This window comes from Magnetospirillum sp. SS-4, assembly GCF_902729425.1.
Classification (GTDB): Bacteria; Pseudomonadota; Alphaproteobacteria; order Rhodospirillales; family Magnetospirillaceae; genus Phaeospirillum.
This window is the reverse complement of record NZ_CACVCH010000125.1, coordinates 114,656-141,029: the sequence shown is the minus strand read 5'-3', so window position 1 is coordinate 141,029 and position 26,374 is coordinate 114,656. Positions and strand designations below refer to the sequence as shown.

Here is a 26,374-nt window from a genome sequence, read left to right as displayed (position 1 = left end):
TTCAGGCGGCCTTGGCGAAGATGTCGGGAAACCGGGCGGCGTCGCACCATTCCCGGCTGACGATGGCGCCGTCGGCGCCCAGGACCTCGTACCACACGATATTGTCGACGACGCGGGCGATCTGGCACAGGGCCGGCTTGCTCTGACCGGCGGCAAGCGCGTCCCGGCACATCAGGCGGGCGTGTTCGAAGCGAAGGCCGGACGAGGGTTTCATGGCAGGCTTCCTTGTTGTCGGGATCGCCGCGCGGCCCTTGGCCGCAGGGTTCTCGGTGCAGTGCAGCATAGCCCGGAAAGTCTTGCCAAATCATTGAGGTTCGAGCGGCGGCCACCGTTCCGTCATTCAATCTTCCGGTTGGGTCAGAATCGGGCTATATCTGCCGCCGATCCGGGGCGGATGGACCTCTCGAACGGGAAGTGCCGACTGAATGGTGCCGCGATGGACCTGATAACCCACGGCGTGCTCGGCGCCGCCTTGGCCGCCACCTTGGCGCCGTCCCACCAGCGCCGCCTCGCGGCGGCCGTCGGCATGGCCGGCGGCATGCTGCCGGACGCCGACACCTTGATCCAGAGCCCGGACGATGTCCTGCTGGTGCTGGACTATCACCGCCACTTCACCCACGCGCTGGCGTTTGCGCCCGTCGGCGCCCTGATTGCCGCGTCGCTGCTGTGGCTGTTGCTGCGCAATCACCTGAGCTTCCCCAGGATCTATCTCTACGGTCTGGCGGGGTATGGCGTCGCCGGCCTGCTCGATGCCTGCACCAGCTACGGCACCCATCTCTGGCTGCCATTCTCCGAACGCAAGGAAGCGTGGAACCTGATCGCCGTCTTCGATCCCCTCTTCACCTTGCTGCTTCTGGTGCCGCTGGCTCTGGCGCTATGGCGGCCACGGCGTCGCCTGGCCCCCGTCGGCCTGGCCCTGGCGGCGGCCTATCTGGGACTCGGCCTGTTGCAGCACCAGCGCGCCGAAGCCGCCCTGCGCGACGTTCTCGCCGCGCGGGGCCATCCGGCCGCCGATGTGGTGATCAAGCCGACCATGGCCAATCAGGTGCTTTGGCGCACGCTTTACGTGCGCGACGGACGCCTGTACACCGATGCCTTCCATCTGGGCTGGAAGACACGCCACTACCCGGGCGAGTTCGCCCCGCTGATGAATCAGGCGGCCGTATCGCGTCTGGTCGGCCATCATCCCCGGCGACGCGAGGACCTGGAACGCTTCCGGCATTTTTCCGACGGATTCCTGATCGCCGATCCCGCCCGGCCGGGCTTTGTCGGCGACGGCCGCTATGCGTTGCTGCCGACGCGGATCGCCCCGATCTGGGGACTCGAATGGACCGCCGACGGCGCGCCGGCCTTCGTCACCCGCCGCGATGTGACGTCCGAGATCCGTCGGGCCTTCATCGCCATGCTGGAGGGCAATGCGTTTGACTGTCAGACGGACAACGCAAGGATAGAGCGCGCGGCCTGCTGAGGCCGCGTTCTTAGTCGCGGAAATTGATGAACTGAAGCGGCTGGTCGACGTCGAGCGTCTTCAGCAGGGCGATGGCCTCCTGGAGGTCGTCGCGCTTCTTGCCGGTCACCCGCAATTCGTCGCCCTGGATGGCGACCTGGACCTTCATCTTGGAATCCTTGATCTCCTTCGCCAGCCGTTTGGCCAGCACGGATTCGATGCCGTCCTTGATCCTGATCGGCTGGCGGACGCTGTTGCCCGAGGCCTTTTCCACCGTCTGGTAGTCAAGCGCCTTGGGGTCGACGCTGCGGCGGGTGAAATGGACCTTCAGCAATTCGTGCATCTGCTTCAGCTTGGCGTCGTCGTCGGCCAGCACGGTGATGATCTGGTCCTTGCGCTCGACCGAGCACTTGGAGCCCTTGAAGTCGAAGCGCTGCGCCACTTCGCGGGTGATGCCGGCCAGCGCGTTGTCCACCTCGGCCATGTTGGTCTTGGAAACGATATCGAAGGATGGCATGCGAAGAGCCCTCGTTCAGCCTGAATTCGGGCGGCACTTTAGCTTCAAACGCGAAAGGCCGCACCCCGTTTCCGGGACGCGGCCTCGTCGCGGGCGGGCCTGAAGGAATCAGGCGGCCTTCTTGGCGATGTCCTGGAAGGCGGCGACCTGCTTTTGCACCGGCTCGAAGGCGGCGGTGAACACCGAGGTGGTCAGCTCGGCGATGGCGCGGCTGTCGGCCAGGGCGGACTCGAAGCCTTCCTTGACCAGCTTCTGCTGCACTTCGAAGAACTCGACCGGGCTCTTGACCGAGGCCAGGGTCTTGATGCCGGCGGCCAGCTTCTCGACGTTGCGGGTGGCGAGGTCCTGATAGGCCTTGGTCAGGCTTTCCAGGCCGGAGATGGCGGCGTTGCCGCTCTTGGTCAGGGCCTCGGCATTGGTCTTGGCGACGATGGTCAGCTTCTCGATGTTGGCCTTGGCGCTGACGGTGAACTGGTCGGTGGAGGAAGTAGCCATGATGTGTGCTCCTGAGCTTTCCGGGGGGGCGGGCAGTGCGGTCGAGGACCGATTGCTGCACCGCAACATTAATATCTTTATACACCCTTCCTCTCGGGACGCAAGGCTTATGTTGCACTGCAACAAAACCGTATCACAGCCCGGCCGGCCGCCCCACCGCCACGACGACGAGGGCGTCGGGGTCGAGCAGGCGCCGCGCCACCCGGCGGATATCCTCGATAGTGACCGCTTCGATCAGAGCGGCCCGGCGGTCGAGGAAGTCGATGCCCAGCCGGTCGGTCTGGAGCTGTACCAGCAGGCCGGCGATGGCGACGGTCGAGTCCAGCGACAGCGGAAACGAACCGTTCAGATAGGTCTTGGCGCTGGCCAGTTCCTCGGCGTCCGGCCCGTCGTCGCGCATGCGGCGGAATTCAACCCGGATCAGGCCGAGGGATTCGGCGAAGCGGGCGTTCTCGGTGGCGACGCCGCCGATGATGACGCCGGCCTGCTTCATGGGGGCGAGATAGGAATAGACCGAATAGGCGAGGCCGCGCTTTTCCCGCACTTCCTCGGTCAGCCGCGACGAGAAGCCGCCGCCGCCCAGGATGTAGTTCATCACGTAGGCGGGATACCAGTCGGGATCGTCGCGCCGGATGCCGGCTGCGCCGAACACCGCCACGGTCTGGGGATTGTCCTTGTCGATCACGGTGACGCCGCCGGCCGATGGCGGCGTGGCCTCGGGAATGGCGGCCGCCTTCCCGCGTTCGGGCAAATCGCCGAAGGTGGCGTCCAGCAGGCGCGACAGCTCGGCCGGGGTGATGTCGCCGACCACGCCGACGGTCAGGCGGTCGCGGGTCAACTGGGCCTGGGCGAAGGCCTTCAAGTCGGCCGTCCGGATGGCCTTGACCGAATCGATGGTGCCGTTGGCGGGGCGGCCATAGGGGTGGCCGGGGAACATGATCTCGAACCAGCGCCGCGACGCCATGGCGTTGGGGTCCTGGGATTCCCGCATCAATCCGGCCAGCATCTGGTTACGGACCCGCTCCACCGGCTCCTTGGCGAAGTGGGGCTGGGTCAGGGCGAGACGCAGCAGGTCGAAGGCGGTGTCGCGGTTGGTGGTCAGGGTCTTGACGTGACCGCGCAGACCGTCGCGGCCGGCGCTGAAGTGCAGGCTGATGGCAAGGTCTTCCAGTTTTTGCTGGAAGGCGGCGGAATCCAGCGGGCCCGCGCCTTCGTCCAGCAGGCCGGCGGTCATCGCCGCCAGCCCCGGCCTGGTCTCGGGATCGAGCGAGGCGCCGCCGGCGAACGACATCTCCAGGGCGATGATGGGATTCGAGCTGTCTTGGACCAGCCACGCCTCGATGCCCTTGGCGCTGACGACCCGCTCCACCGTGACGGCGGCGGCCGGCCACGAGATCAGCAGCAGGCCGAGGCCGAACAGGACGGTTCGGGCAAGGCTGTTCCGGCCGTCCGGCCGCTTGGGGGCGTTCATCAATGCACCTCCTTCGAGAAGGCCGGCCGGGCCGGCTGGCCGCGAACCGGCGCCGCCGCCTTCGGATCGGGCAGCAGCAGGCCGGTGACCGAGGCCTTGGGATCGAGGACCCGCCGGGCGGCCTCCGCCATCTGGTCGGGGGTGACGGCGGCGATGCGGTCGGGCCAGGATTCCACCTCCGCCACCGACATTCCCACCGCCAGGGCCTGTCCCAGCACCCGCGCGCCGGTATGCAGCGAATCGCGGGCATAGGCGGCCTGGGCGACCAGCCGGGTCTTGGCGCGTTCGACCTCGTCGGCGGGAATGCCGTCATGGGTGATGCGGGACAGTTCCCGCTCGACGGCGTCCTCCAGCTTGTCCAGGGCCACGCCGGGCCGTGGCGACGCCGACAGACGGAAGACGCCGTTGTCGACCGCCACCGGATCGTAATCGGCGTAGGCGGCGGCGGCCAGCCCCTGATCGACCACCAGCGCCCGGTAAAGCCGCGAGGTGGAGCCGCCGCCCAGAATCTCGGCCAGCACTTCCAGCGGAACGGCCATGGCGGTCTCGCCGGCGCGGTAGCCGGGCGCCTGATACAGCCGCGACCAGCCGGGCTGGCCGACGCGGGCGTCGGTCAGGGTGACGCGCCGCGCCGCCCGGTTCGGCGGTTCCTGGGTGCGCAGGCGCGTTCCGATGCCGGATGGTTCCAGCGGGCCGTAATATTTTTCGGCCAGCGGCCGCACCATCGCCGCGTCCACCGCGCCGGCGACGATCAGGATGGCGTTGTCGGGGGCGTACCAGCGGCGATAGAAGGCCAGGGCGTCGTCACGGGTCAGGGCGGCGATCTCGTCGGCCCAGCCGATGATGGGGCGGCCATAGGGACTGTTGAGGTAGAGCGCCGCCTCCATCTGTTCGGCCAGCAGGGCGGCGGGGTTGTTGTCGGTGCGCGAGCGGCGCTCTTCCTGGACCACCGAGCGCTCGGTGCGGAAATTGTCCTCGTCCAGGATCAGGTTGCGCATGCGGTCGGCCTCCATGCGCATCACCATCTCCAGCTTGTCGACGGCGATGTTCTGGAAATAGGCGGTGTAGTCGGACGAGGTGAAGGCGTTGTCGCGCCCGCCGTTGCGCGCCACGATCTTCGAGAACTCGCCCGGCGGAACCGAGGGCGTCCCCTTGAACATCAGGTGTTCCAGCAGATGGGCCAGACCGCTTTTGCCCGGCATCTCGTCGGCGGCGCCGACCTTGTACCACACCATGTGCGAGACGATGGGAACCCGGTGATTGGGAATCACCACCACCTGCATGCCGTTGGCCAGGGTGAAGGTCTCGGGGTCGAACAGCCTTGCCTTGGCCGGCAAGGCGGTCGCGACCATGACGGCGAACAGCGCCACTGCGCCGCGGATGGCGGAAACGGATAACATCTGGCCTCCGGGGAAAGCCCATTGGGGTCAACGCCATATGGGCCGAATCGCTGGGCCGCGCAAGGGCCGCGGCTGTTTCCCGCCCTCAAGGGGCCGGCGGCGGCGGCGGCAGGGTGAACAGGAAGGTGCTGCCACCGTCCGGTCCGGGCTCGGCCCAGATGCGGCCCCGATGGCGCTGGACGATGCACTTGCACACGGCAAGGCCGATGCCGGTGCCGGGGTATTCCGCATGGGTGTGCAGGCGGCGGAAGATCTCGAAGATATCCTGGCTGCTGGGCTGGATGCCGATGCCGTTGTCGGAGATGGAGACCAGCCATTCCTCTCCCCTGGGTTCGGCCCGGACCGTGATGCGCGGGGCGACGCCGGGATGACGGAACTTGACGGCGTTGCCCAGCAGGTTCTGGAACAGCTGGACCAGTTGAACGTCGTCGCCGCAGACCTCGGGCAGGTCGCCGACGGTGACGGCGGCGCCGGCCTCCTCGACGCTGGATTTCAGGTTGCGCAGGGCCTGGGAGCAGACCCTGGACAGGGAAACGGGGACGAACGCCCGCCCCTCGCCGGCGATGCGGGAATAGATCAGCAGGTCGTTGATCAGTTCGTGCATGTGCCTGGCGGCGTCGATGATGAAGCCCATGTACTCCTCGGCCTCGACGTCCAGGCGCCCCTGCTGGTGACGGGCCAGCAACTGGGTGAACGAGGTCAGGGTGCGCAGCGGTTCCTGGAGGTCGTGGGAGGCCACATAGGCGAAGCGCTCCAGTTCGGCGTTGACCTCGGTGAGGTGTTCCACCGCCCGCGCCACCTCCTGATCCTTCAATTGCCGCTGGGTGACGTCCTGGGTGATGCCGACATAGTGGGTGATGTCGCCCTTGGGGCCGCGGACCGGCGAGATGGAGGCGTCGTCCCAGTAGAACGAGCCGTCCTTGCGGCGGTTGTGGAACATTCCTCGCCAGACGTTGCCGGCGCGGATGGTCCGCCACAGCTCGGCGTATTCCTCGGCGGAGGTGTGGCCGCCCTTGACGATGGCCGGGGTTCGCCCCAGCGCCTCGTGGCGGGCGAAGCCGGTATTGTCGCAAAAGCACGGATTGGCATAGGTGATGACGCCGTCGGTATCGGTGATCAGCACCGATACCGGGCTTTGCTCCACCGCCATGGACAAGACCCGCACCTGTTCCTCGGCCTTGCGCCGCCTGGTTCGCTCGGCGGCGTCGCTGACCTCGCGCTCGATGGCGGGAACCAGCCGGGCCAGCGAGGACTTGTCCAGGAAATCGTGGGCACCGCGCTTCATCAGCGTGATGGCGTCCCTGGGATTGACCATGCCGGACAGGATGACGAAAGGCAGGTCCTGGCCGCTGGCTTGCAGGATGTCCAGCGCCGCCTCGGCGCTGAACGCCGGCAGGTTGTAGTCGCTCAGCACCACGTCCCAGCCGTCGAGGTCGAGGGCCGCCCGCATGGCGGCGGCGGTCTCCACCCTGTGGATGGAGGGCAGCAGGCCGCCGCGGATCAGTTCAAGCTCAACCAGTTCGGCGTCGTCCGGCGAGTCCTCGACCAGCAGTATCCGAAGCGGCTTCGGCATTACCATTCCCCCCCCCTCCCCCTCGTCGCCGGCCGGGGCGGATGGACGGTGCGCGCCCCGCAAGGAGAAGCATGCGTCGAGGTTGTGCCCATCAGGATAGCAACTAAGGCCGTCCCTGTCCCGCGTCCGATTCGTGGAAGAGCCTGATTCGCGGGGCCTGGCTTCGCTCAACCCATGCGCCGGCCGGGGGCGGCCGGCCCGTTTCGAACGCCGAAACGGCCGGCCTTCTGCTATTGATTGAGCCGGGTCACGACTTGAGGGCGGTGACCTCGATCTCGACCTTCATGCGCGGATCGACCAGGCCGCAGACGATGGTGGTGTTGGCCGGGCGAATGCCCTTGAAGGCCTTGCCCAGCACCGGCGCGACGGTCTGGAAATAGGCGGCGTCGGTGATGTAGACGGTGACGCGGACCACGTCCTTCAGCCCGGCTCCCGCCTGTTCCAGCGCCGCCGCGATGGTCTCGATGCACTGTTCGGCCTGGGCGACGACGTCGTCGGCGATCTGGCCGTCCTTGAAGCCGGAGGTGCCAGCGACGAATACCCAGGGGTCCTGGTGGACGGCGCGGGAATAGCCGGCAATCTCCTCGAACGGAGAGCCGGAGGAAATCAGGCGACGGGTCATGCGATCGATCCTTGTCAGCGAAGGGGACTGGGGGCGAGTCATAGCGGAATTTTCCGCCAAGGCAACTGGTCAGCCGCCCAATATGCGTTCGATGAACGGCAGGCGGCCGTGGCGATCCTCCACCTCCAGCACCCACAGGTCGCGATCATGCTCGCGCTGGCGGCGGATATAGGCGTCGGCCCTGGCCTCGTCCACCGGCTCGGAGCCGGTGGCGCGCAACCAGGCCGGCCGGCCGTCGCCGTCGCGCACCTGGGTGAAGACCTCGCAGCCGCCTTCGCCACGGTTGAGCTTGACCAGAATCGCGCCGGCGTCGTCGTCGCCCTTGCTCACCACCATGGCGGGAACGCCCAGCACGCCGCATTGGCGGATGGCGGCGTGAATCCACAGCCTGGCCTTCAGGCGGGGTTCGCTCATGGTCGGGGCGGCCTTTCCGTCACAAGGGTGAACTCCGCCACCAGCGGAGCGTGGTAGCTTTCCGGCGAACCGTGGATGGAGGCCGGCGAGACCAGTTCGTCGCCCAGGGATTCGTTGTGAATCTCGACGCCGCGATAAAGCCCCAGCAGCGGCCGCGACACCAGGACATGATCCAGCATCGCCGGGCGGCCGTGATGGATCACCGAGAAACGGACGCTTTCGGGCAGCGAGCGTTCGGTGGGAACCAGCATCCGCATGGCGAGGTGGCCGTTGCCGGTATCCTCCTCGTCGCCGCGGACGATGCGCAACGCCGCTTCGTGGTCGGTGGCGTTGAAGTCGCCGCACACCGCGATCAGGGCGTCGGGCTCGGCGTCCTGGATGCGTTCCACCAGCAGGCGGGCCTCCAGCGCCTGTCCGGCCTGCTTGATGCTGGCCAGGAAGAAGCCTTCGGCCCAGCCGCCCACCGACAGCCAGCGGCCGGGCCGTTCCTTCTGCCCCGCCAGCCAGACGGCGCGCGGCGCCCGCAGATGGACGTTGATCACATGCAGGCGGCGGCAATCGGGCAACTGGATCACCGCGTGCAGGATCGGGCGGTCCCACTCCACCGGCTGGGGGGTGTCCGGGCGTGGATGCGACAGGGTCGGCCGCCAGGAACAGGGGTCGACATGGTCATGCCAGACCTGGTCGTGGGACAGCACCGGCAGGCGCGAGAGGATGACCAGGTTGTGGCGGTCGGCCGAGCGGACGCCGCCCCGGTTCAGGCTGATCACCCGGTGCCAGTCGTGGTATCCGGTCCCCTCCAGCAGCCTGTCCAGCCCGGTGGGATGGCGGGGGCCGCGCTTGCCGTCGGAATGGGCGTTGACCTCCTGGAGACAGACGATGTCGGCGCGCAGCCGCAGGAATTGCGGCCGCATGATTCTGATCCGGTCGTCGAAATCCAGGCCGCCCTGGGGGCGGTCGTCCAGGTTCTCCAGGTTGAAGGTGGCGATGCGCAGGGTCTGGGTCATGGGGCAAGCTTAGCCCAACCCCGGCGCCGCGGCGAGCGCCCTTGCGGATGCAATCCGCTGTTGTGGCGGTCGGGAAATGACCCTATACTCCCGCCCCGTGAGCCAGCCATATTTCGACATCATCCGCCTGATCGAACGTTTGCACAGACATTTTCTCGATGTCTTGCGGACCGAGCTGCGTCGTCTCGGCATCGAGGACATCAACGCGGTCCAGGCGCTGCTTCTCTACAATATCGGCGAGAACGAGGTGGTGATTCGCGACCTGAAGGACCGCGGCTATTACCAGGGCTCCAACGTATCCTACAATATCAAGGCGCTGACGGAATGCGGCTACCTGACGCAGGAACGCTCGCCCCATGACCGCCGCTCGGTCCGCCTCAAGCTGGCCGAGAAGGGGCTGACCCTCTGCGCCGCCGTGCGCAAGCTTCAGGACGATCTCGCCACCGCGCTCGGCAACGACGAGCAGACCCAGGACAATCTGGGCACCACCCTCCACACCATGCAGCGTCTGGAACGCACCTGGACCGATTTCGTCCAGTACGGCCGCATCCGCGGGGTTTGACCCGCCGCCCCGCCCCGGAATCGGTCATTCGTCGTCGAAGCGGCCGGGGCACGGCGGCAGGTTGGGCAGGGAATCGAAGCTGTCGGCCTCTCCCACCGCCTTGGCCTTGAGGACCCGGCGGAGAATCTTGCCGCTGGTGGTCTTTGGCAATTCGGCGATGAAGTGGATTTCACGCGGGGCCATCGAGGCGCCGAGTTCCTGACGGGCGAAGGACAGCAGTTCCGCCCGCAGCGCGTCGCCGGCCTCGAAGCCGGGATTGAGCGAGGCGAACGCCACCGGCACCTCGCGCAGCAGCAGGTCGGGCTTGCCGACCACGCCGACCTCGGCGATGGCGGGATGATCCATCAGCATGGCCTCGACCTCGAACGGGCCGATCCGCAGGCCGCCGCATTTGATCATGTCGTCGGCGCGGCCGACGAACCAGAAGAAGCCGTCGCCATCGCGCTTGACCAGGTCGCCGGTGAAGTACCAGCCCTCCCGGAAGCAGCCGCCGGGGCGGTCGTCGTCGCCGAGATAGCCCGAGAACATGGACGGCCAGCCGGCCCGCAACACCAGCTCGCCCACCGTGTCGGCGCCGTCGGCCGGGACGGGGGCGCCGTCGGCGCATTGAACCACCCGGGCCTCGATGCCGGTCAGGACGCGGCCCATGCTGCCGGGGCGGCGGCCCTGGCCGGGGGCGTTGGCGATGACGATGGCGCCGGTCTCGGTCTGCCACCAGGTGTCCAGGAACGGCACGCCCAGCGCCTTCTGGCCCCAGCTGACCGCCTCGCCGTTGAGCGGTTCGCCGACGCTGGCCGCCACCCGCAGCGAATTGTCGCGGTACGACCGCGCCAGGGCGGCGCCATAGCGCATCATGGTGCGGATGGCGGTGGGGGTGGTGTACCAGGCGGTGACCTTTTCCTCGTGCAGGATGGCGTACCAGCGGCGCGGGTCGATGTCGGCCTCGTCCACCAGCAAGGTCGCGCCGCACGCCAGCGGCGCGATGACGCCGTAGGCGGTGCTGGTGACCCAGCCGGGATCGGCGGTGCACCAGAACACGTCGGCTCCGGACAGGCCGAACACGGTGCGCCCGGTCACCAGATGGGACAGCACGGCGCGATGGGGATGCAGGGCGCCCTTGGGGTTGCCGGTGGTGCCGCTGGTGAAGTGGAGAAAGGCGGGATCGTCGGGCCGGGTGTCGGCCGCCGCCGCCGGTTCGGCCGCCGCCAGCAGGGCGCGGAAGTCCAGGCAGCCATCGGGAAGCGGGCCATCGTCGGTTCTCACCAACAGCACATGGCGCAGACCGGACAAGCCGTCGCGGTTGGCTGCCAGCTTGCGGGCGTAAAGCTCGTCCGACACGATCAGGACCCTGGCCCGGCCGATTTCCAGCCGTGCCCTGAGAGGGCCGGGGCCGAAGGCGGAAAACAGCGGGCAATAGACGCCGCCGGCCTTCCAGGTGCCCAGCGCGGCGGCGTAAAGTTCGGGGATGCGGTCCAGCATCACCGCCACGGTGTCGCCGGGGGCGAGGCCGAGATCGCCCAGCACCCGGGCGGCGCGGCCGGACAGGTCGGCAAGTTCGGCGAAGGTGATGTCGCGGCGGTCCTGGCGGCGCCCCAGCCAGCGCAACGCCACCCGCTGGCCGCCACCGGCGGCCACATGGCGGTCGACGCAGGCGACGGCGATGTTCAGGCCTCCCGATGGGGCGGCCAGTTCCGCCAGGGCATCGCCCCAGGGGGATGCCGCATCGCCCGCCATGTCCCTTGCCGCCGCACCCGACTTGCCTGACTCACCCGAAGCCATGCGCCCTCCCCGAATGGTTCAATCGCCGGTAGAGGCTGTCCCTCCCCGGCGTTCGTCCCATTCTGGCGATGCGGCCGCCATCCTGCAACACAAGGAAACGCAAACCACCGATGCGACGATGGCGGGCGGCGTCATTTCGCCGGACCGTGCATCCTGTCGTGCATGGCCTTGTGCTCGGGGTCCGTCATGTGCTGTTCGTGCATGGTCCGGTACGCCGGGTCCTTCATGCGCTCATCGTGCATGGACGGGTCCATGGGGTGGTCGTGATCCATGGGCTTCGACCGGTTCATGGCCCCGGCGCCCTCGACCGTCACGGTGACGGAAACGTCGCCGGCCGCGGCGAAGGTCAGGGTCAGGGGAAAGCTCTGGCCGGGCCTGAGTTGGCCCTTGAGGTCGTGCAGCATCAGGTGCAGGCCGCCGGGGGCGAACCTCACCGTCTGGCCGGCCGCCAGGTCGACCTTGTCCTGCCGGCGCATCTTCATCAGGCCGTCCTGGTGGACGTGGGCGTGGAACTCGATCCGTCCGGCGGCGGGAGTGGTGGCGGCCACCAGCGAATCGGCGGCGGTCCCGGCATTGGCCAGGGTGACGAAGGCGATGCCGATGCGGGTGTCGGCGCTGGTGGCCCTGGCCCAGGCGTCGGTCGCGGCGATGTCGCCGGCGATGGCGGGGGCAGCGGTTCCCAGCAGCAGGGCAAGGGCGATTCCCAGGACGGTCTTCATCTGCGATGATCTCCAGGCGGCGGTGTCGGGCCGCCATTCAACCCAAGGCGAACGGCGAAAGCAATGAACGATCGGCGGGATGACGACCTTCCATCCGGCAACCGGCTGGCGGCGTGGCGGATCGTGGCGGGCGCCCGCAAGGCCGCCTTGGCCACCAGCCAGGACGGTCGTCCCTATGTCTCGCTGGTGACGGTGGCGTTCGATCACGACATGTCGGGCATTCTGCTGCTGTCGCGTCTGGCCGACCATACCCGCAATCTGCTGGCCGATTCCAAGGTCGCGCTTCTGCTGGACGGCAGCGACGGCCACGCCAACCCCCAGACCGGCCCCCGCGTCACCCTGGTCGGCGAGGCGGCCGAGGATGGCCGGCCGCATCTCCGCCGGCGCTTTCTGGCCCGCCATCCCGCCGCCGTCCTTTACGCCGGGTTCGGGGATTTCGCCGTCTGGCGGCTGAGGGTGGACAAGGCCCATTTCGTCGGCGGCTTTGCCCGCGCCGTCTGGCTGACCCCGCCGCTGACCTCCGGATGCGAGGCGCTGGCGGCGGCCGAGGACGCCTTGCTGGAACGGATCAACTCCCGCCATCCCGACATGGTGGCGGCGCTGGCCCTGCGGGCCGGCGGCGACAGCGCCGCCGGCTGGCGGCTGGCGGCGGTGGACGGCCTGGGCTGCGACCTGAGCGGCGACGGGCGAAATCTCCGGCTGGATTTCGCCGGGCCGGTCGGCGATGGCGAGGCCGCTTTCCAGGCGCTGAGCGCCCTTGCGGGCGAATCCGGTTGATTATCGCAGCAAGACCATTGCCCGGCCGGGTTCTGGCCGCTATCTTCCCGACCACTTTTTTACAGCGGCGTGACGCCCGCAGGCTTGCGGTGGTCACAAGGGGTCTTCGAAAGGGAGAACTTTGAAGATGACCAGGCACGGTATTCCCGGCGGGACGACCATGAATTCCAAACTTCTGGCATGGATCGACGAGATGGCGCAGCTGTGCCGTCCGGCCAGCATCCACGTCTGCGACGGTTCCCAGGCGGAATACGATGGTCTGTGCGAGATGATGGTGGCCAGCGGCACCATGATCCGGCTGAATGAAAAGCTTCGCCCCGGCAGCTATCTCTGCCGTTCCGACCCCCGCGACGTCGCCCGTGTCGAAGACCGCACCTTCATCTGCTCCCACAGCAAGAACGACGCCGGCCCCACCAACAACTGGGTCGAGCCCAAGGAGATGCGGGCCCGCATGTCCAGGCTGTACGACGGCTGCATGAAGGGCCGCACCATGTACGTGGTGCCGTTCTCCATGGGGCCGCTGGGGTCCGACATCGCCCATATCGGCGTCCAGATCACCGATTCCGCCTATGCTGTCGCCAACATGCGCATCATGACCCGCATGGGCCAGAAGGTGCTGGACATCCTGGGGGCCGACGGCGACTTCGTGCAGTGCCTGCATTCGGTGGGCAAGCCGCTGGCCGAGGGCGAAAAGGATGTGGTCTGGCCCTGCAATCCCGACAACATCACCATCTCGCATTTCCCCGAGGACCGTCAGATATGGTCCTACGGCTCGGGCTACGGCGGCAACGCCCTGCTGGGCAAGAAGTGCTTCGCGCTCCGCATCGCCTCGGTGATGGCCCGCGACGAGGGCTGGCTGGCCGAGCACATGCTGATCGTCGGCGTCGAAAGCCCCAAGGGCGAGAAGACCTATGTCGCCGCCGCCTTCCCGTCGGCCTGCGGCAAGACCAATTTCGCCATGCTGGTGCCGCCGGGCGGCTTCGACGGCTGGAAGATCTGGACGGTGGGCGACGACATCGCCTGGATCAAGCCCGGCCCCGACGGCCGCTTCCACGCCATCAATCCCGAGGCCGGGTTCTTCGGCGTGGCCCCCGGCACCGGCGCCTCCACCAATCCCAGCGCCATCGCCGCCTGCGCCAGCAATTCCATCTTCACCAACGTCGCCATGACCGATGACGGCGACGTGTGGTGGGAAGGCCTCAGCGACGCCCCCCCCGCCCATCTGATCGACTGGAAGGGCAACGACTGGACGCCGGATTCCAAGGACCCCGCCGCCCATCCCAACGCCCGCTTCACCGCGCCGGTCAGCCAGTGCCCCAGCGTCGATCCCGATTGGGAGAACCCGGCCGGCGTGCCGATCTCGGCCTTCATCGTCGGCGGCCGCCTGTCCAAGAACGCGCCGCTGGTGGTGCAGTCGTTCAACTGGGCGCACGGCGTCTATCTGGGCGCCACCATGGGGTCCGAGGCCACTGCCGCCGCCGTCGGCCAGGCCGCCATCCGCCGCGATCCCTTCGCCATGCTACCGTTCTGCGGCTACAACATGGCGGATTACTTCAATCACTGGCTCAACATGGGCCGCGCCGTCAACAATCCGCCGCCGATCTTCCGGGTCAATTGGTTCCGCCGCGACGAGAACAACAAGTTCATGTGGCCGGGCTATGGCCAGAACATGCGCGTGCTGAAGTGGATCGTCGATCGCGTCGCCGGCCGCGCCCGCGCCGTGGAAAGCCCGATCGGACTGGTGCCGGAATACGAGGACATGGAGTGGGGCGGTCTCGACTACGCCCGCGACAGGTTCGAGGAACTGATGCGCATCGACCGCGAGGCCGGCGTCGCCGACGCCCGCAGCCAGGAAGAGCTGTTCGACAAGTTCTTCGACCGGGTGCCGAAGGAGATGCTGTTCGAGCGCGAACTGCTGAAGTCGCGCCTGTGGCGCGCCCCGGCGGTGTGGAAGCTGGCCCGCGAACGGGCCTAGCCCGCTTCCCTGGGAGATCAGTCGGCCGGACGATCCGAAGCCCCCTTCCCGGAAACGGGAGGGGGGTTCTGGTTTCCGGGCGCGGCTTCCGGTTCGGACAGGACGGGCGGCGCCGAATCGCGCCCCACCAGCCGGATCGGAATCTGATCTTTCGAGGACCAGGAATAGAAGCGCAGGGCGCCGTCGGGGCCGAACATCAGCCCCGCCTCGTTGTTGGTGACGGTCCAGCCGCCCCAGGCGTAGACGCCGCCGGGCAGGAAATTGGCCAGCTTTCCCCGCGCCTTCGATCCCACATAGGTCAGCATGCGCGATCCGTCGGACAGCACCTCGTCGCGGTCGGGTTCGCCCAGCGCCTTGATAGCCTCGGCGGCGGTGGTCCGCCCCACCCGAAGCTGGGCGATCTCGTGTTCCTCCACGCCGGCGCAGCCCGCCAGCAGCATCAGTCCGGCCGTCGCCACCGCCCATCGCTTCATTGCTGAATCCCCGCCTGTTGCGCCGCCATCATGGCCGAAGCGGCGCTTCAGGGCAATCGTCGGCGATCAGGTCGGCAGCGGCGGGATTGGCGGAATCCAGCCGGCAGAATCCCTTTGCGCGACCCGAAGGTTGGCGCTATAAGAAGCGCCTCGCAGGCGACCGGAGTGTAGCTCAGCCTGGTAGAGCACTGTCTTCGGGAGGCAGGGGCCGGAGGTTCGAATCCTCTCACTCCGACCATCCACAAGCCGCGGAACTCCGCGGTTTGTGGATGGGTCCGCGAAGCAAATCCACGCCATCCATTGAATTGGCCGGACATTAGGGTGGCCATTCGGCGCTGTCCCGGAGTGTTGTCCGATGGCGACTGTCCCGGCGTCCATTCCCCAGGGGGAATGGCCATTGCTTTGTTCCTTTCGAAATCAATGCTCTAGAGGTGGAAAATGATTCCTCGCTATTCCCGGGCCGAGATGACCCGTATCTGGGAGCCGGAGAACCGCTTCCGCATCTGGTTCGAGATCGAGGCCCATGCCTGCGATGCCCTGGCCGAGATCGGCGTCATCCCCAAGGATTCGGCCCGCACCATCTGGGAAAAGGGCAACAAGCCCTATACCCCCTCGCGCTCGGCCCGCATCGACGAGATCGAGGCCGAGACCAAGCACGACGTCATCGCCTTCCTGACCGAGCTGGCCGAGCATATCGGCCCCGATTCCCGCTTCGTCCACCAGGGCATGACCTCGTCGGACGTGCTCGACACCTGTCTGGCGGTGCAGCTGACCCAGGCGGCCGATATCCTGCTGACCGATCTCGACCGGCTGCTGACGGCGCTGGAGAAGCGCGCCTTCGAATACAAGGACCTGGTCTGCATGGGCCGCTCGCACGGCATCCATGCCGAGCCGGTGACCATGGGCCTCAAGTTCGCCGGCTTCCATGCCGAGTTCCAGAGGAACCGCCGCCGCCTGAAATCGGCGCGGGAAGACGTCGCCACCTGCGCCATCTCGGGCGCGGTCGGCACCTTCGCCAACATCGATCCCCGCGTCGAGGAGCATGTGGCGGCCAAGCTGGGCCTGAAGCCCGAGCCGGTCTCGACCCAGGTGATTCCGCGCGACCGCCATGCCCAGTTCTTCGCCACCCTGGGCGTCATCGCCAGTTCCATCGAGCATGTGGCCATCGAGATCCGCCATCTTCAGCGCACCGAGGTGCGGGAAGCCGAGGAGTATTTCTCGCCCGGACAGAAGGGCAGCTCGGCCATGCCGCACAAGCGCAACCCGGTGCTGACCGAGAACCTGACCGGCCTCGCCCGGCTGGTGCGCGGCATGGTGGTTCCCGCCATGGAGAACGTGGCCCTGTGGCACGAACGCGACATCTCGCATTCCTCGGTGGAGCGCATGATCGGCCCCGACGCCACCGTCACCCTCGATTTCGCCCTGAACCGGCTGGCCGGGGTGATCGAGAAGCTGGTGGTCTATCCCGACGCGGTCGAGCGCAATCTCAATCAGCTGGGCGGGCTGGTGTTCTCGCAGCGGGTGCTGCTGGCGCTGACCCAGGCCGGCATGAGCCGCGAGGACAGCTACAAGGCGGTGCAGCGCAACGCCATGAAGGTGTGGCAGGAGGGCGCCAGTTTCCTGGACCTGCTGAAGGCCGATGCCGAGGTGGCCGGCCATATTCCGGCCAGGACGCTGGAGGAGCTGTTCGACCTGGGCTACCACACCAAGCATGTGGACACCATTTTCACCCGCGTGTTCGGGAAGGCCTGAGGCATGGACGACGAAACCAAGGACAGCAACGGCGCCGCTCTCAAGGACGGCGATTCGGTCCAGCTGATTCGCGACCTCAAGGTCAAGAACTCGTCGCTCAACCTCAAGCGCGGCAGCGTCATGAAGAACATCCGCCTGACCCACGACCCCGAGGAGATCGAGGTCAGGGACGGAAAGTCCACCCTGGTGCTGAAGACCTGCTACCTGAAGAAGGCCTAGACCAAAGGATTCAGGCCACCATCGCCGTCGGCAGGCGGACGGTGATGGTGGTGCCCTGGCCGGGGACGCTGTCGATCAGCAGGCTGCCGCCGTGCAGTTCCACCAGTTGCCGGCTGAGCGGCAGGCCGAGGCCGACGCCGTCCTGGCGGCGCCGGGTGAAGGGGTCGCCCAACTGGCCGAACGGGGTCAGCGCCTTGGCGATGCCGGCCTCATCCATGCCGATGCCGGTATCGGCGACGGCGATGTCCATGCCGCCGTCGCCGTTGCGTGCCGCCCTCAGGGAGACGGATCCGCCGGCCGGGGTGAATTTGACGGCGTTGGCCAGCAGGTTGACCAGGACCTGGCGCATCCTGCGTCCGTCGACGTGCAGAACCATCGGCGGCACCGGTTCCTCGAAGGTCAGGACCACGCCCTTGATGTCGGCGCCGGGACGCACCATTCCCAGCGCCTCGTCGCACAGCCGGCCCGCGTCCATGTCGGCGGGATGAAGCTCCATCCGGCCGGCCTCGATGATGGAAATGTCCAGGATGTCGTTGATCAGCGCCAGCAGGTGCTGGCCGGATTCGTTGATGTGCCTCAGGTACTCGACGCAGCGCGGCGGATAGGTCTCGCCGAAGGCCCCCGACAGCAACGCATCCGAGAACCCCAGCACGGCGTTGAGCGGCGTGCGCAATTCATGACTGAAATTGGCGAGGAACGCGCTTTTGGCCTTGTTGGCCCGTTCCGCCTCGTCCCGGGCCAGCCTCGCCTCGCGTTCGGTCGCCACCCGGTGGGTGACGTCATGGGTGACCAGCAGAAGATGGGGGCGGCCATCCACCGAGATAGCCACGAAATCGGCCTCGATGTCCAGCCGCCGGCCGAAGGTGGTCAGCATGCGGGTGGCCAGGCGGCGATGGCCGCCTCGGGCCAGCACGTCGCGGGCGACGTCCAGCATGCCGGAACTTCGCCACGAGGCGAGATCTCGGAAATTCTGGGTCAGAAGCTGTCCGACGGTGCCGCCGGTCAGGTCGGCGGTGGCCTGGTTGGCGAGGACGCAGCGGCCGTCCTCGCCATAAAGCGCGATGGCCAGTGGCGAATGGGCGACGACGCTGGTGTTGAAGTCGGACAGTTCCCTGATGCGGGATTCCTTGGTCTGGGCCACCGCCTCCAGGCGGCCCAGCAGGTTCCACAGCATGGCGCCGCCGCCCAGGATCATCAGCGACACCGCCACCGCCCCCAGCCCCGCCAGGGTCAGGCGCTGATGCCAGGGCGCCAGGACCTCGTCCACGGGCGAGGTCAGGACCAGGGTCAGGTCGTAGTGCTTGATGGGGCGCGCCACCACCAGCCGCGCCCGGCCGTCGATGGGCGATTTCTCGACGATGTCGACATCCCGGGGCGAATTGGTGATCCCCAGGCGCTGAAAGACCAGGTTGCTGAACTTGCGGCCGATCAGGCCGTCTCCGGCCGGCGAGCGGGCCAGCAGCGTTCCGTCGTTCCGGTAAAGGGCGACGGAACTGTCCGGCCCGGTGCGGATGGCTTCGTAGAGACGGTCGAGACGGCTGGTATGGATGGCGGCATGGACGATGACGATGCGGCCAGCCGGCCGGTCCAGCCGCCGGGACGCCGGGATCACCCATTCGCCGGTGATGCGGCTGAACACCGGTTGCGACACGATCATCCGCCCCGCCTGGGCATCGCGGAAATAGTCGCGGTCCGCCACCACCGCCGCCGCCTTGCCGTCGGATTCCGGCAGCATGTACATGATGCCGGCGGAATCGATCATGCGGATGTTCAAGGTGGAATCCAGCAGCTTGACGCATTCCGTCACCAGCCTGTCCACCGTGGAATCGGCCAGCGGGTCCGCCTCGGAATTGGCGGCCAGGAAGCCGGCGATGCCGGCGAAGGTCATGTCCACCACCGAGAACAGCCGTTCGGTCTGTTCGGCCGTCACCACGCTGCGCCGCCACAGGCTGTCCTTGCCGGCGTTCAGGGTGGCGTCGTGGTCCGACCACAGCCAAAGCCCGGTCGCCCCCCAGGTGATGGCGATGGCGGCGGCCACCAGCCAGACCACCACCCTTCGGGTCCGGCGATAGCCGGCCCGGGTGGCGTCAGGTCGGGATGTCGGCGCGGCCTGTCCCAAGATGCGTTGGAATCCCGTGGTTGTGGCGAACAGGCCGGTCAGTCAAAACCATAATGGGGCGGTTGGCAATCACGGCGGTTGAACCGATCTCTACCGTCGGCTTCAATCGGCCCGGGGCAGGGTCAGCTTGACGGTGGTTCCGCCGTCGCCGTTGCCCTCGATCCATATCCGCCCTCCCAGGTCCTCGACGATGCGGCGGCATTGCGCCAGCCCCATGCCGGTCCCCGCCTGCTGCTGCTGCGGAACCAGCCGCCGGAATACCGAGAACAGGTCGGCGCGGTACTGTTCGGGAATACCGATGCCGTTGTCGGCCACCGCCAGTTCCAGCCAGCCCCCCTCGGGCCGGGCGGTCACCTTGATGCAAGGTGGCCGTTCGGGATGGCGGAAGCGGAGCGAATTGGAGACCAGATTGACCAGCAGGAGCTGCAAGCGGGAACGGTATCCCGAGACCTCGCCCAGGGACGTTCCCGACAAGCGGGCGCCGCTGGCGGCGATTTCCTGGCCGAGGGCGTTGGCGACGTCTTGCATCACCCGGTCGAGATCGACCCGTTCGCGCGGCCGGGCCGAACGGCCGGTCTCGCTGTAGGCGGCCAGGTCCTGGACCATGGCGCGCATCCTCAATGCGTCGTCGACGATGAAGCCGAGATAGGAGCCGGTCTCCTCGTCGATCCGGTTTTCCAGCTTCCGCCGCAGCAACTGGGCGAACAGAACCTGACGCCGGGTCGGCTCTTGCAGGTCGTGGGCGGCGATCTGGGCGAAGCGTTCCAGTTCGGCGTTGCTGTCGGTCAGGTCGGCGATGGTGCGCTGCATCTGCCGTTCCTGAGCCTTCTGGGCCTGTTCGGCCTTGACCCAGTTGAAGATGTCCATGGCGATGGATGCCAGCTCGGCGACGATGTCCAGATCGTCCTGGTCGTAGTCCGCCGCCTTGTTGCCGACGCCGATGATGGCGGCGAAGCCATGCTCGCCCGGGACCGGCACGCTCAGCATGCGGGTGATGGGGGCGTGCCCCTCGGGCAATCCCCGCTTGCCGGGCAGGGCTGGGTAGTCGTTGCAGATCACCGCCCGCCCCTGGCGCAGGCAATCGGCCCATGTGCCGGCTTCATCGACCGGATAATGCAGCCCCTGGCCCTCGGCCTTGCACATGTGGGCCAGGGTGTTGCTGGACCACGCCTGGAGGGTGAGGCTGGCCTGGTCCGGACTGACCAGATGAAGGAAGCCGATGGTGCTGGCGGTCAGGCGCTCGGCGGTGTCGAGGACCTCGGTCATCAGGACGCCGATGTCGCCCGACCGTCCCACCTCGGACAGGTGCAGCCTGGCCTTCAGCAGGGAATCGGCGCGGTGCCGGCGGCGGAGGTCGCGCAGGAAGGCGAAGTATCGCCCTCCCTCCACGTCGGAATAGAGGCAGGTGACCTCCACGTCCCAGATCGATCCGTCCTTGCGGCGATGGCGGCTTTCAAAGGTGACCGAGCCGGCGGCGCGGATACGTTCCATCCGGGCCGTCGTGTCGGCCTCGCTTTCCATGGCCTCCAGATCGGGAATGGCCATGCCGCGCAACTCGTCGAGCGAATAGCCCGACATGGCGGCGTAGGTGCTGTTGGCGTTCAGGATGCGGCCGGTCTGATCCACCTGCCAGAACCCGTCGGCGGAGGCCTCGATGGAGGCGCGGTAGAGCGCCTCGCGCTCCCGCAGCGCCCGTTCCGCCGCCCGCCGCGCCGAGATGTCCTGAATCCAGCCGGCGATGTAGTCCTCGTCGTCGTGGCGGATGTGGCTGGTGGAAATCTCCACCGGCACGACGGTGCCGTCGGCGCGGTGGAAGCTGGCGGCGATGACCTCGGGCGTCGTGGTGCCCCGGATGCGGCGCCAAAGGGCGGACAGCCATTCATCCGTCATCATGGGATCGAAGCGGGACATGGCGGCGCCGATGAGGTCGTTCCGGCCGGTTCCCGCCAGGGCGCAGGCGGCGTCGTTGACGTAGACCAGCGCGAATCCCCGGTCGGGCGCGATGCAATAGATGGGGTCGGCGCTGCGGTTGACCAGGGTCCCCAGGAAATCGACCTCGCCCCGCAGCCGGGCCTGCTCGGTGATGTCGCGGCTGATGCCGACCAGCCCCACCACATGCCCGGACTGGTCGTGGAACGGCACCTTCATGGTGTCGAGCAGGAAGCGCCGCCCGTCGGGATAGGTCACCCATTCCTCGTTGCGGTGCGCCGCCCCGGTCCTGAACATGGCGATGTCGTGGTCGCGGAAGAACCGGGCGGTCTCGGGCGCGAACAGATCGAAGTCGTCGCGGTTCAGCATCTCGGCCTCGCTCCGTCCGGCGAATTCCTCGAACGGCCGGTTGCAGCCGATGTAGCGGAACTGGGAATCCTTGATGAACACCAGATCGGGAATGGTGTCCATGATCGCCCGCAGCCGGGTCTGCTCGGCGGCCAGATGCTGCCTGGACAGGGTTTCCTCGGTGACGTCCTGGACGGTTCCGATGGAACGCAACGGCGTGCCGTCCCCGGCATAGATCGTTTCGCCGCGTTCCTCGACCCAGCGGACCGTTCCGTCCTTCCACCGCAGCCGGTGGCGGATGGAATAGGGGGTGCGTTCGGCCACGGAAACCCGGTAGGCCCGGTTGACCGCCTCGCGGTCGTCGGGGTGGATCATGTCCAGGAAGGCGTCGTAGCTGGGCGAGAGGCCGGCCGGGTCAAGCCCGAAGAGGGCGAATATCTGGCTCGACCAGAACAGCGAGCCGGAGGCGATCTCCAGATCCCAGAACCCCAGCCGCCCCAGCCGCATGGCCTCGGCCAGTTGCCGCTCCTGCCGCTCCATCCGTTGGCGCTGGAGCATGTCGTCGGTGACGTCGCGGGCGACGGCGAAGATCAATCCGTCCTCGTCGGCCGGGGTCGAGCGCCAGCACAGGTGACGGTAATCGCCGCCCCTGGTCCGGTAGCGGTTGACGAAATCGACGACCGGCCGGCCGTTCCTCAACCCACCCAGCACCGCCGCCGTCGCCGCGTGGTCGTCGGAGTGGATGAAGTCCATGAACGGCCTGGACATCAGTTCGCCGGTTTCATACCCCAGCAGCCGGCTCCAGGACTCGGACAGTCTCAGGAACCGGCCCTCGGGGTCGGCGACGCACAGCAGGTCGGAACTCAGTTGGAAAAACCGCTCGATACCGGCAATGTCCGGCCGCTGCGGATCGAATGAATCGGCCATCACCACACGCGCGCATTCACGACAAGCCCGTTCCCCCCATACAAAAGAGTAGTCGCTTTCGTCGTGGGGGTTAAGTCTTATTCCATTTCAGTCGTCATCGGCCTCCTCGGTCCGGCGCGGGGGCGATCCGGACGGTTTCGGCCCGGTCTTTCCGCGCGGGCGGGGGCGCCATGCCCAGGGGCGGTCGCCCTGCCAGCCGGCCACGGTCTCGATCCTGACGCCGCCGTCGGGGGCCAGCCACAGGGCATGGGCGCCTCGCCGCCACAGGTCGAAGCGATCCACCACCACCCTGGCGCCGCGACAGGCGCCGCGCAGCGGCACGCTGCTGATCACCACGTCGGCTCCGGCGCAGGCGGTTTCCGGGGCGGTCTCGCCCCGGACCAGCGCCACCACCCGGCCTTTGGTCCGCCACAGGCAGCCGCGCTCGTCGCAACGCAGGCCGCCGTCGCGCGACGAGCTTTTCTTCGGCCAGCGCTCGGGCGCCTCGGGGCCGGCGCGGCGGCTCCAGGTCTCCTTGAGGATGCGGCCGCCGCGGCCGTTGAGCAGCAACTGCCCCTCGGCGGTGCGCAACGCCATGCCGTCGCCGCGCCCGTCCACCAGCAGGTCGGGCGGATGGGCCAGCGCCATTGAGGCCAGGCCTGCCGCCATGGGCAGGACGCCCCACCAGCGCCAGCGTCGCCGCCACAGGCACAGCCAGAGCCCGCCCAGGGTGAAGACCAGCATTCCCCACAACGGCAGCACCGGGACGGTGACGGCGGAATGGGGCAGCGCCGCCACCCCCAGGGCGATGCGGTTCATGGCGTCCACGCCCCAGCCCATGGGAACCAGGGCAAGGTTCTCCAGCCCCAGCGGCAGCAGCAGGAACATGACCAGCGCCCACGGCATCACCCAGAACCCGGTCAGCGGCACCGCCAGCATGTTGGCCGCCACCGACCACAGGGCGAAGCGGTTGAAATGGAAGACACCGTAGACGGCGGTGGCCGAGCCGGCGATCAGGGTGGTGAGCGCCACGCCGGACAGGTACAGCCCGATGGCGGGAACCGGGCCGGGATGGGCGGCGCGCCAGGCGGCGACGCGCGGCGTCAGTCCCTCGTAGGCGGCGATCAGGGCGGCGACGGCGGCGAACGACATCTGGAAGCTGGGGCCGATCATTTCCTCCGGCGCCCACAGCAGAACCGCCACCGCCGCCCAGGCCACCAGCCGCATCGACAGCGCCACCCGGTCCAGCAGCACCGCCGCCAGCGCCAGGGCGGTCATGAGGAAGGCGCGCTGGGCCGGCACCGGCGCGCCGGCCAGCAGGGTGTAGAACCAGGCGAAGGCGATGGCCAGCGCCGCCGCCCATTTCTTGATGGGGTAGCGCAGCGCCAGGGGCGGCGCCAGCGCCAGTACGGCCCGCAGCCCGACGAACACCAGTCCGGCCGCCATGGTGATGTGCAGGCCGGAAATGGACAGGATGTGGACCAGTCCGGAATCCCGGTAGGCCTGGATCATCGGTGCCGAAATCGGCATCTGGTCGCCGACGCTCAGCGCCACCGCGACGGCGCCGGCGTCGCCGGGCAGCACCGCCAGGATACGGGCGGCGATGGAGTGGCGCAGGGCGTTGACGGCGGTGGTCCAGCCGCCCGGCTCGGCACGGGCCAGGATCTCGGGCGGCCCCAGGGCGGTTCCCACCGCCCCCAATTGCCGGAACCAGGAAAAACGGGCGAAATCGAAGCTGCCCGGCATGGCCGGCTGCGGCGGCGGCATCAACATGGCCCGCAGGCGGATGCGATCGCCGGCGGTGACGTCGTTTCCGGCCAGGGACGGCTTCAGCCGGATCCGCGCCTTCAGCGGCACCGCCACGTCGTCGCGGTCGATGGCCAGATGCTCCAGGGTGAGGCGGGCGCCGCCCTCGGGCAGCGTCTCCACCTCGGCGACGCGGCCTTCCAGCATCAGCGCGCCGGTGTGGCGTTCCACCACCGGCGCCGCCACCTGGGCCGCGCGAATCTGGATGACGGCGAAGCCGGCGGCCACGGTCAGGGCCGCCATCGCGCCCAGGAACAGCGGCGGCCACCGCCGGGTGGCCGCCACCCCCGTCGCCGCCGCCAGCGCCGCCAGCGGCCCGGCCCATGCCGGCGGTTCGGCGGGCTGGGCGAAGTAGAGCCCGATCCCCAGGCCCAGGAAAACCGGCAGCCACAGCGGCCAGCGTCCACGCTCGGCGACCAGGGCCTGGCCAAGCGCAAGGCGCAGACCGCCCGCCCACCCCCCAAGGGCCAGGGTAAATCCCATCCTATCGGGCGGGTAATTCGCCATCCACCCTCAACACCGGGCTGTCACGGCACCAAAGATATGCTACACAGGGCAGCTCTGTCCCGACCTTCCCTGGAAGCCCTTGCCCCGATCATGACCGTCGTTACCCGATTCGCGCCCTCGCCCACCGGCTTCCTTCATATCGGAGGGGGGCGCACGGCCCTGTTCAACTGGCTGTTCGCCCGCCATCACGGCGGCAAGTTCCTGCTCAGGATCGAGGACACCGACCGGGCGCGCTCGACTCCCGAGGCGGTCGAGGCCATCTTCGACGGCATCCGCTGGCTGGGCCTCGACTGGGACGGCGAGGCGGTGATGCAGTTCGCCCGCGCCGGCCGCCATGCCGAGGTGGCCCGCAAACTGCTGGCCGAGGGCAAGGCCTATCTGTGCTATTGCAGCCAGGACGAACTGGCCGCCATCCGCGAGGACCAGCGGGCCAAGGGCCTGCCCATGCGCTATCCCGGCATCTGGCGCGACCGCGACCCGTCCGAGGCCCCGGCCGGCGTGCCGGGCGTGGTGCGGCTGAAGGCGCCCGGCCAGGGCGAGACCATTATCGCCGATCTGGTCCAGGGCGACGTCCGCGTCGCCAACGACCAGTTGGACGACATGGTGCTGCTGCGCGCCGACGGCACGCCCACCTACATGCTGTCGGTGGTGGTGGACGACCACGACATGGGCATCACCCACGTCATCCGTGGCGACGACCACCTGACCAACGCCTTTCGCCAGTACCAGCTGTACAAGGCCTGCGGCTGGGATGTCCCGACCTTCGCTCATATCCCGCTGATCCACGGCCCCGACGGCGCCAAGCTGTCCAAGCGCCACGGCGCCCTGGGCGTCGACGCCTACCGCGACATGGGCTTCCTGCCCGAGGCGATGCGCAACTACCTGCTGCGCCTGGGCTGGAGCCACGGCGACGACGAGATCATCTCCACCGAGCAGGCCATCGCGTGGTTCAACCTGGATTCGGTGGGGCGGTCGGCGTCGCGCTTCGACTTCGTCAAGCTGACCCAGCTGAATGGCCATTACCTGCGCCAGGCCGACGACGCCCGTCTCGCCGCCCTGCTGGTTCCCATGCTGGAGAGCCGGCTGGGCCGCGCCCTGGCTCCGGTTGAAGGCGACCGCGTCCGGGCCGGCATGGCCGGCCTGAAGGACCGGGCCAAGACCATGGTGGAACTGGCGGATTCCGCCCTGTTCTACGTGACGGCCCGGCCGCTGGCGCTGGACGACAAGGCGGCCAAGGCGATGGCCGATCCGGCCGCCCGCGCCGACCTGGCCGAATACGCCGCCCTTGCCGGGGCGTTGGGCGAGTGGTCGCGCCAGTCGCTGGAGGACGCCGCCCGCGCCTTCGCCGAGGCGCGTGGACAGAAGCTCGGCAAGATCGCCCAGCCCCTGCGGGCGGCGCTGGCCGGATCATCGGTATCGCCTCCGATCTTCGAGGTGATGGAAGTGCTGGGGCGGGAGGAATCCCTGGGCCGCATCGGTGACGTCACCGGGCAGGCCCCGCCCTCGGAATCGACGGCCGCCTGACGGCGGCCGGCAACGCAGGTCAACATCGTAGGA

Annotated in this window: 22 protein-coding genes and 1 tRNA gene; 8 read left to right on the top strand and 15 right to left on the bottom strand. The window is 68.1% G+C overall.

The window, feature by feature from the left end; translation table 11 throughout:
- Position 1: 1 nt before the first annotated feature.
- A complete protein-coding gene (locus MTBSS4_RS18525) occupies positions 2-214 on the bottom strand; it encodes a hypothetical protein (RefSeq protein ID WP_173984848.1) in 213 nt (70 codons plus the stop codon).
- A gap of 222 nt (positions 215-436) precedes the next feature.
- Between MTBSS4_RS18525 and MTBSS4_RS18520 the strand changes: the two genes are divergently transcribed.
- Positions 437-1,468 carry a metal-dependent hydrolase gene (locus MTBSS4_RS18520; RefSeq protein WP_173984847.1) on the top strand — a complete coding sequence of 344 codons (1,032 nt, stop codon included), beginning with the start codon at positions 437-439 and terminating at the stop codon, positions 1,466-1,468.
- Positions 1,469-1,478: 10 nt separating this feature from the next.
- Here the strand turns inward: MTBSS4_RS18520 and MTBSS4_RS18515 are convergent, their stop codons facing one another.
- The 8 genes from MTBSS4_RS18515 to MTBSS4_RS18480 all read right to left on the bottom strand — a co-directional run bounded on the left by MTBSS4_RS18515 (position 1,479) and on the right by MTBSS4_RS18480 (position 8,946).
- Entirely contained in the window at positions 1,479-1,964 is a 486-nt protein-coding gene (locus tag MTBSS4_RS18515) for a YajQ family cyclic di-GMP-binding protein (RefSeq protein WP_173984846.1), read from the bottom strand.
- Between the two features lie 108 nt (positions 1,965-2,072).
- Positions 2,073-2,459, bottom strand: a complete 387-nt coding sequence (locus MTBSS4_RS18510; RefSeq protein WP_173984845.1) for a phasin family protein — start codon at positions 2,457-2,459, stop codon at positions 2,073-2,075.
- A 133-nt stretch (positions 2,460-2,592) separates the two neighbouring features.
- A complete protein-coding gene (locus tag MTBSS4_RS18505) occupies positions 2,593-3,930 on the bottom strand; it encodes a pitrilysin family protein (protein ID WP_173984844.1) in 1,338 nt (445 codons plus the stop codon).
- Positions 3,930-5,330 (bottom strand): pitrilysin family protein, encoded by a 1,401-nt coding sequence (locus MTBSS4_RS18500; RefSeq protein WP_254432654.1) that lies wholly within the window; start codon positions 5,328-5,330, stop codon positions 3,930-3,932. The genes MTBSS4_RS18505 and MTBSS4_RS18500 overlap by 1 nt, the downstream gene beginning before the upstream one ends.
- An 85-nt stretch (positions 5,331-5,415) precedes the next feature.
- Entirely contained in the window at positions 5,416-6,903 is a 1,488-nt protein-coding gene (locus MTBSS4_RS18495; RefSeq protein ID WP_173984843.1) for an ATP-binding protein, read from the bottom strand.
- Between the two features lie 247 nt (positions 6,904-7,150).
- Entirely contained in the window at positions 7,151-7,525 is a 375-nt protein-coding gene (locus tag MTBSS4_RS18490; protein WP_173984842.1) for a RidA family protein, read from the bottom strand.
- A 69-nt stretch (positions 7,526-7,594) separates the two neighbouring features.
- Entirely contained in the window at positions 7,595-7,939 is a 345-nt protein-coding gene (locus tag MTBSS4_RS18485; RefSeq protein WP_173984841.1) for a DUF1491 family protein, read from the bottom strand.
- Positions 7,936-8,946 carry an endonuclease/exonuclease/phosphatase family protein gene (locus MTBSS4_RS18480; protein ID WP_173984840.1) on the bottom strand — a complete coding sequence of 337 codons (1,011 nt, stop codon included), beginning with the start codon at positions 8,944-8,946 and terminating at the stop codon, positions 7,936-7,938. The genes MTBSS4_RS18485 and MTBSS4_RS18480 overlap by 4 nt, the downstream gene beginning before the upstream one ends.
- A 76-nt stretch (positions 8,947-9,022) precedes the next feature.
- Here MTBSS4_RS18480 and MTBSS4_RS18475 point away from each other — a divergent pair, with 76 nt between their 5' ends.
- Positions 9,023-9,508: a MarR family winged helix-turn-helix transcriptional regulator gene (locus tag MTBSS4_RS18475; protein ID WP_173984839.1), complete on the top strand. Its 486-nt coding sequence runs from the start codon at positions 9,023-9,025 to the stop codon at positions 9,506-9,508.
- Positions 9,509-9,532: 24 nt separating this feature from the next.
- Here the strand turns inward: MTBSS4_RS18475 and MTBSS4_RS18470 are convergent, their stop codons facing one another.
- Positions 9,533-11,287 (bottom strand): AMP-binding protein, encoded by a 1,755-nt coding sequence (locus MTBSS4_RS18470; RefSeq protein WP_254432653.1) that lies wholly within the window; start codon positions 11,285-11,287, stop codon positions 9,533-9,535.
- A 131-nt stretch (positions 11,288-11,418) separates the two neighbouring features.
- Positions 11,419-12,006, bottom strand: a complete 588-nt coding sequence (locus MTBSS4_RS18465; RefSeq protein WP_173984838.1) for a copper chaperone PCu(A)C — start codon at positions 12,004-12,006, stop codon at positions 11,419-11,421.
- 63 nt (positions 12,007-12,069) lie between these two features.
- Here MTBSS4_RS18465 and MTBSS4_RS18460 point away from each other — a divergent pair, with 63 nt between their 5' ends.
- Together MTBSS4_RS18460 and MTBSS4_RS18455 are read left to right on the top strand one after the other, a co-directional pair.
- Positions 12,070-12,783 (top strand): HugZ family protein, encoded by a 714-nt coding sequence (locus MTBSS4_RS18460; protein ID WP_173984837.1) that lies wholly within the window; start codon positions 12,070-12,072, stop codon positions 12,781-12,783.
- A 127-nt stretch (positions 12,784-12,910) separates the two neighbouring features.
- Entirely contained in the window at positions 12,911-14,758 is a 1,848-nt protein-coding gene (locus MTBSS4_RS18455; protein WP_173984836.1) for a phosphoenolpyruvate carboxykinase (GTP), read from the top strand.
- 17 nt (positions 14,759-14,775) lie between these two features.
- Here the strand turns inward: MTBSS4_RS18455 and MTBSS4_RS18450 are convergent, their stop codons facing one another.
- Positions 14,776-15,231, bottom strand: coding sequence for a hypothetical protein (locus MTBSS4_RS18450; protein WP_173984835.1), 456 nt, complete (start codon positions 15,229-15,231; stop codon positions 14,776-14,778).
- 161 nt (positions 15,232-15,392) lie between these two features.
- On the opposite strand from MTBSS4_RS18450, the gene MTBSS4_RS18445 reads away from it, so the two are divergent.
- The 3 genes from MTBSS4_RS18445 (at position 15,393) to MTBSS4_RS18435 (ending at position 17,202) form a co-directional block, all read left to right on the top strand.
- Positions 15,393-15,469: transfer RNA gene (locus MTBSS4_RS18445), tRNA-Pro, on the top strand.
- A 200-nt stretch (positions 15,470-15,669) separates the two neighbouring features.
- Complete coding sequence (gene purB / locus MTBSS4_RS18440) at positions 15,670-16,983, top strand: adenylosuccinate lyase (RefSeq protein WP_173984834.1); 1,314 nt, start codon at positions 15,670-15,672, stop codon at positions 16,981-16,983.
- Positions 16,984-16,986: 3 nt separating this feature from the next.
- The gene (locus tag MTBSS4_RS18435; RefSeq protein ID WP_173984833.1) at positions 16,987-17,202 is read left to right on the top strand and encodes an alkylphosphonate utilization protein; all 216 of its coding nucleotides are present in this window, start codon (positions 16,987-16,989) and stop codon (positions 17,200-17,202) included.
- 10 nt (positions 17,203-17,212) lie between these two features.
- On the opposite strand, the gene MTBSS4_RS18430 is transcribed toward MTBSS4_RS18435, so the two are convergent.
- The 3 genes from MTBSS4_RS18430 to MTBSS4_RS18420 all read right to left on the bottom strand — a co-directional run bounded on the left by MTBSS4_RS18430 (position 17,213) and on the right by MTBSS4_RS18420 (position 24,817).
- The gene (locus tag MTBSS4_RS18430) at positions 17,213-19,321 is read right to left on the bottom strand and encodes an ATP-binding protein (RefSeq protein WP_173984832.1); all 2,109 of its coding nucleotides are present in this window, start codon (positions 19,319-19,321) and stop codon (positions 17,213-17,215) included.
- A gap of 102 nt (positions 19,322-19,423) precedes the next feature.
- Entirely contained in the window at positions 19,424-22,525 is a 3,102-nt protein-coding gene (locus MTBSS4_RS18425; RefSeq protein WP_173984831.1) for a PAS domain S-box protein, read from the bottom strand.
- Between the two features lie 87 nt (positions 22,526-22,612).
- Positions 22,613-24,817: a ComEC/Rec2 family competence protein gene (locus tag MTBSS4_RS18420; protein ID WP_254432652.1), complete on the bottom strand. Its 2,205-nt coding sequence runs from the start codon at positions 24,815-24,817 to the stop codon at positions 22,613-22,615.
- Between the two features lie 90 nt (positions 24,818-24,907).
- On the opposite strand from MTBSS4_RS18420, the gene gltX reads away from it, so the two are divergent.
- Positions 24,908-26,341 carry a glutamate--tRNA ligase gene (gene gltX / locus MTBSS4_RS18415; RefSeq protein WP_173984830.1) on the top strand — a complete coding sequence of 478 codons (1,434 nt, stop codon included), beginning with the start codon at positions 24,908-24,910 and terminating at the stop codon, positions 26,339-26,341.
- The last annotated feature ends 33 nt before the right edge of the window (positions 26,342-26,374 follow it).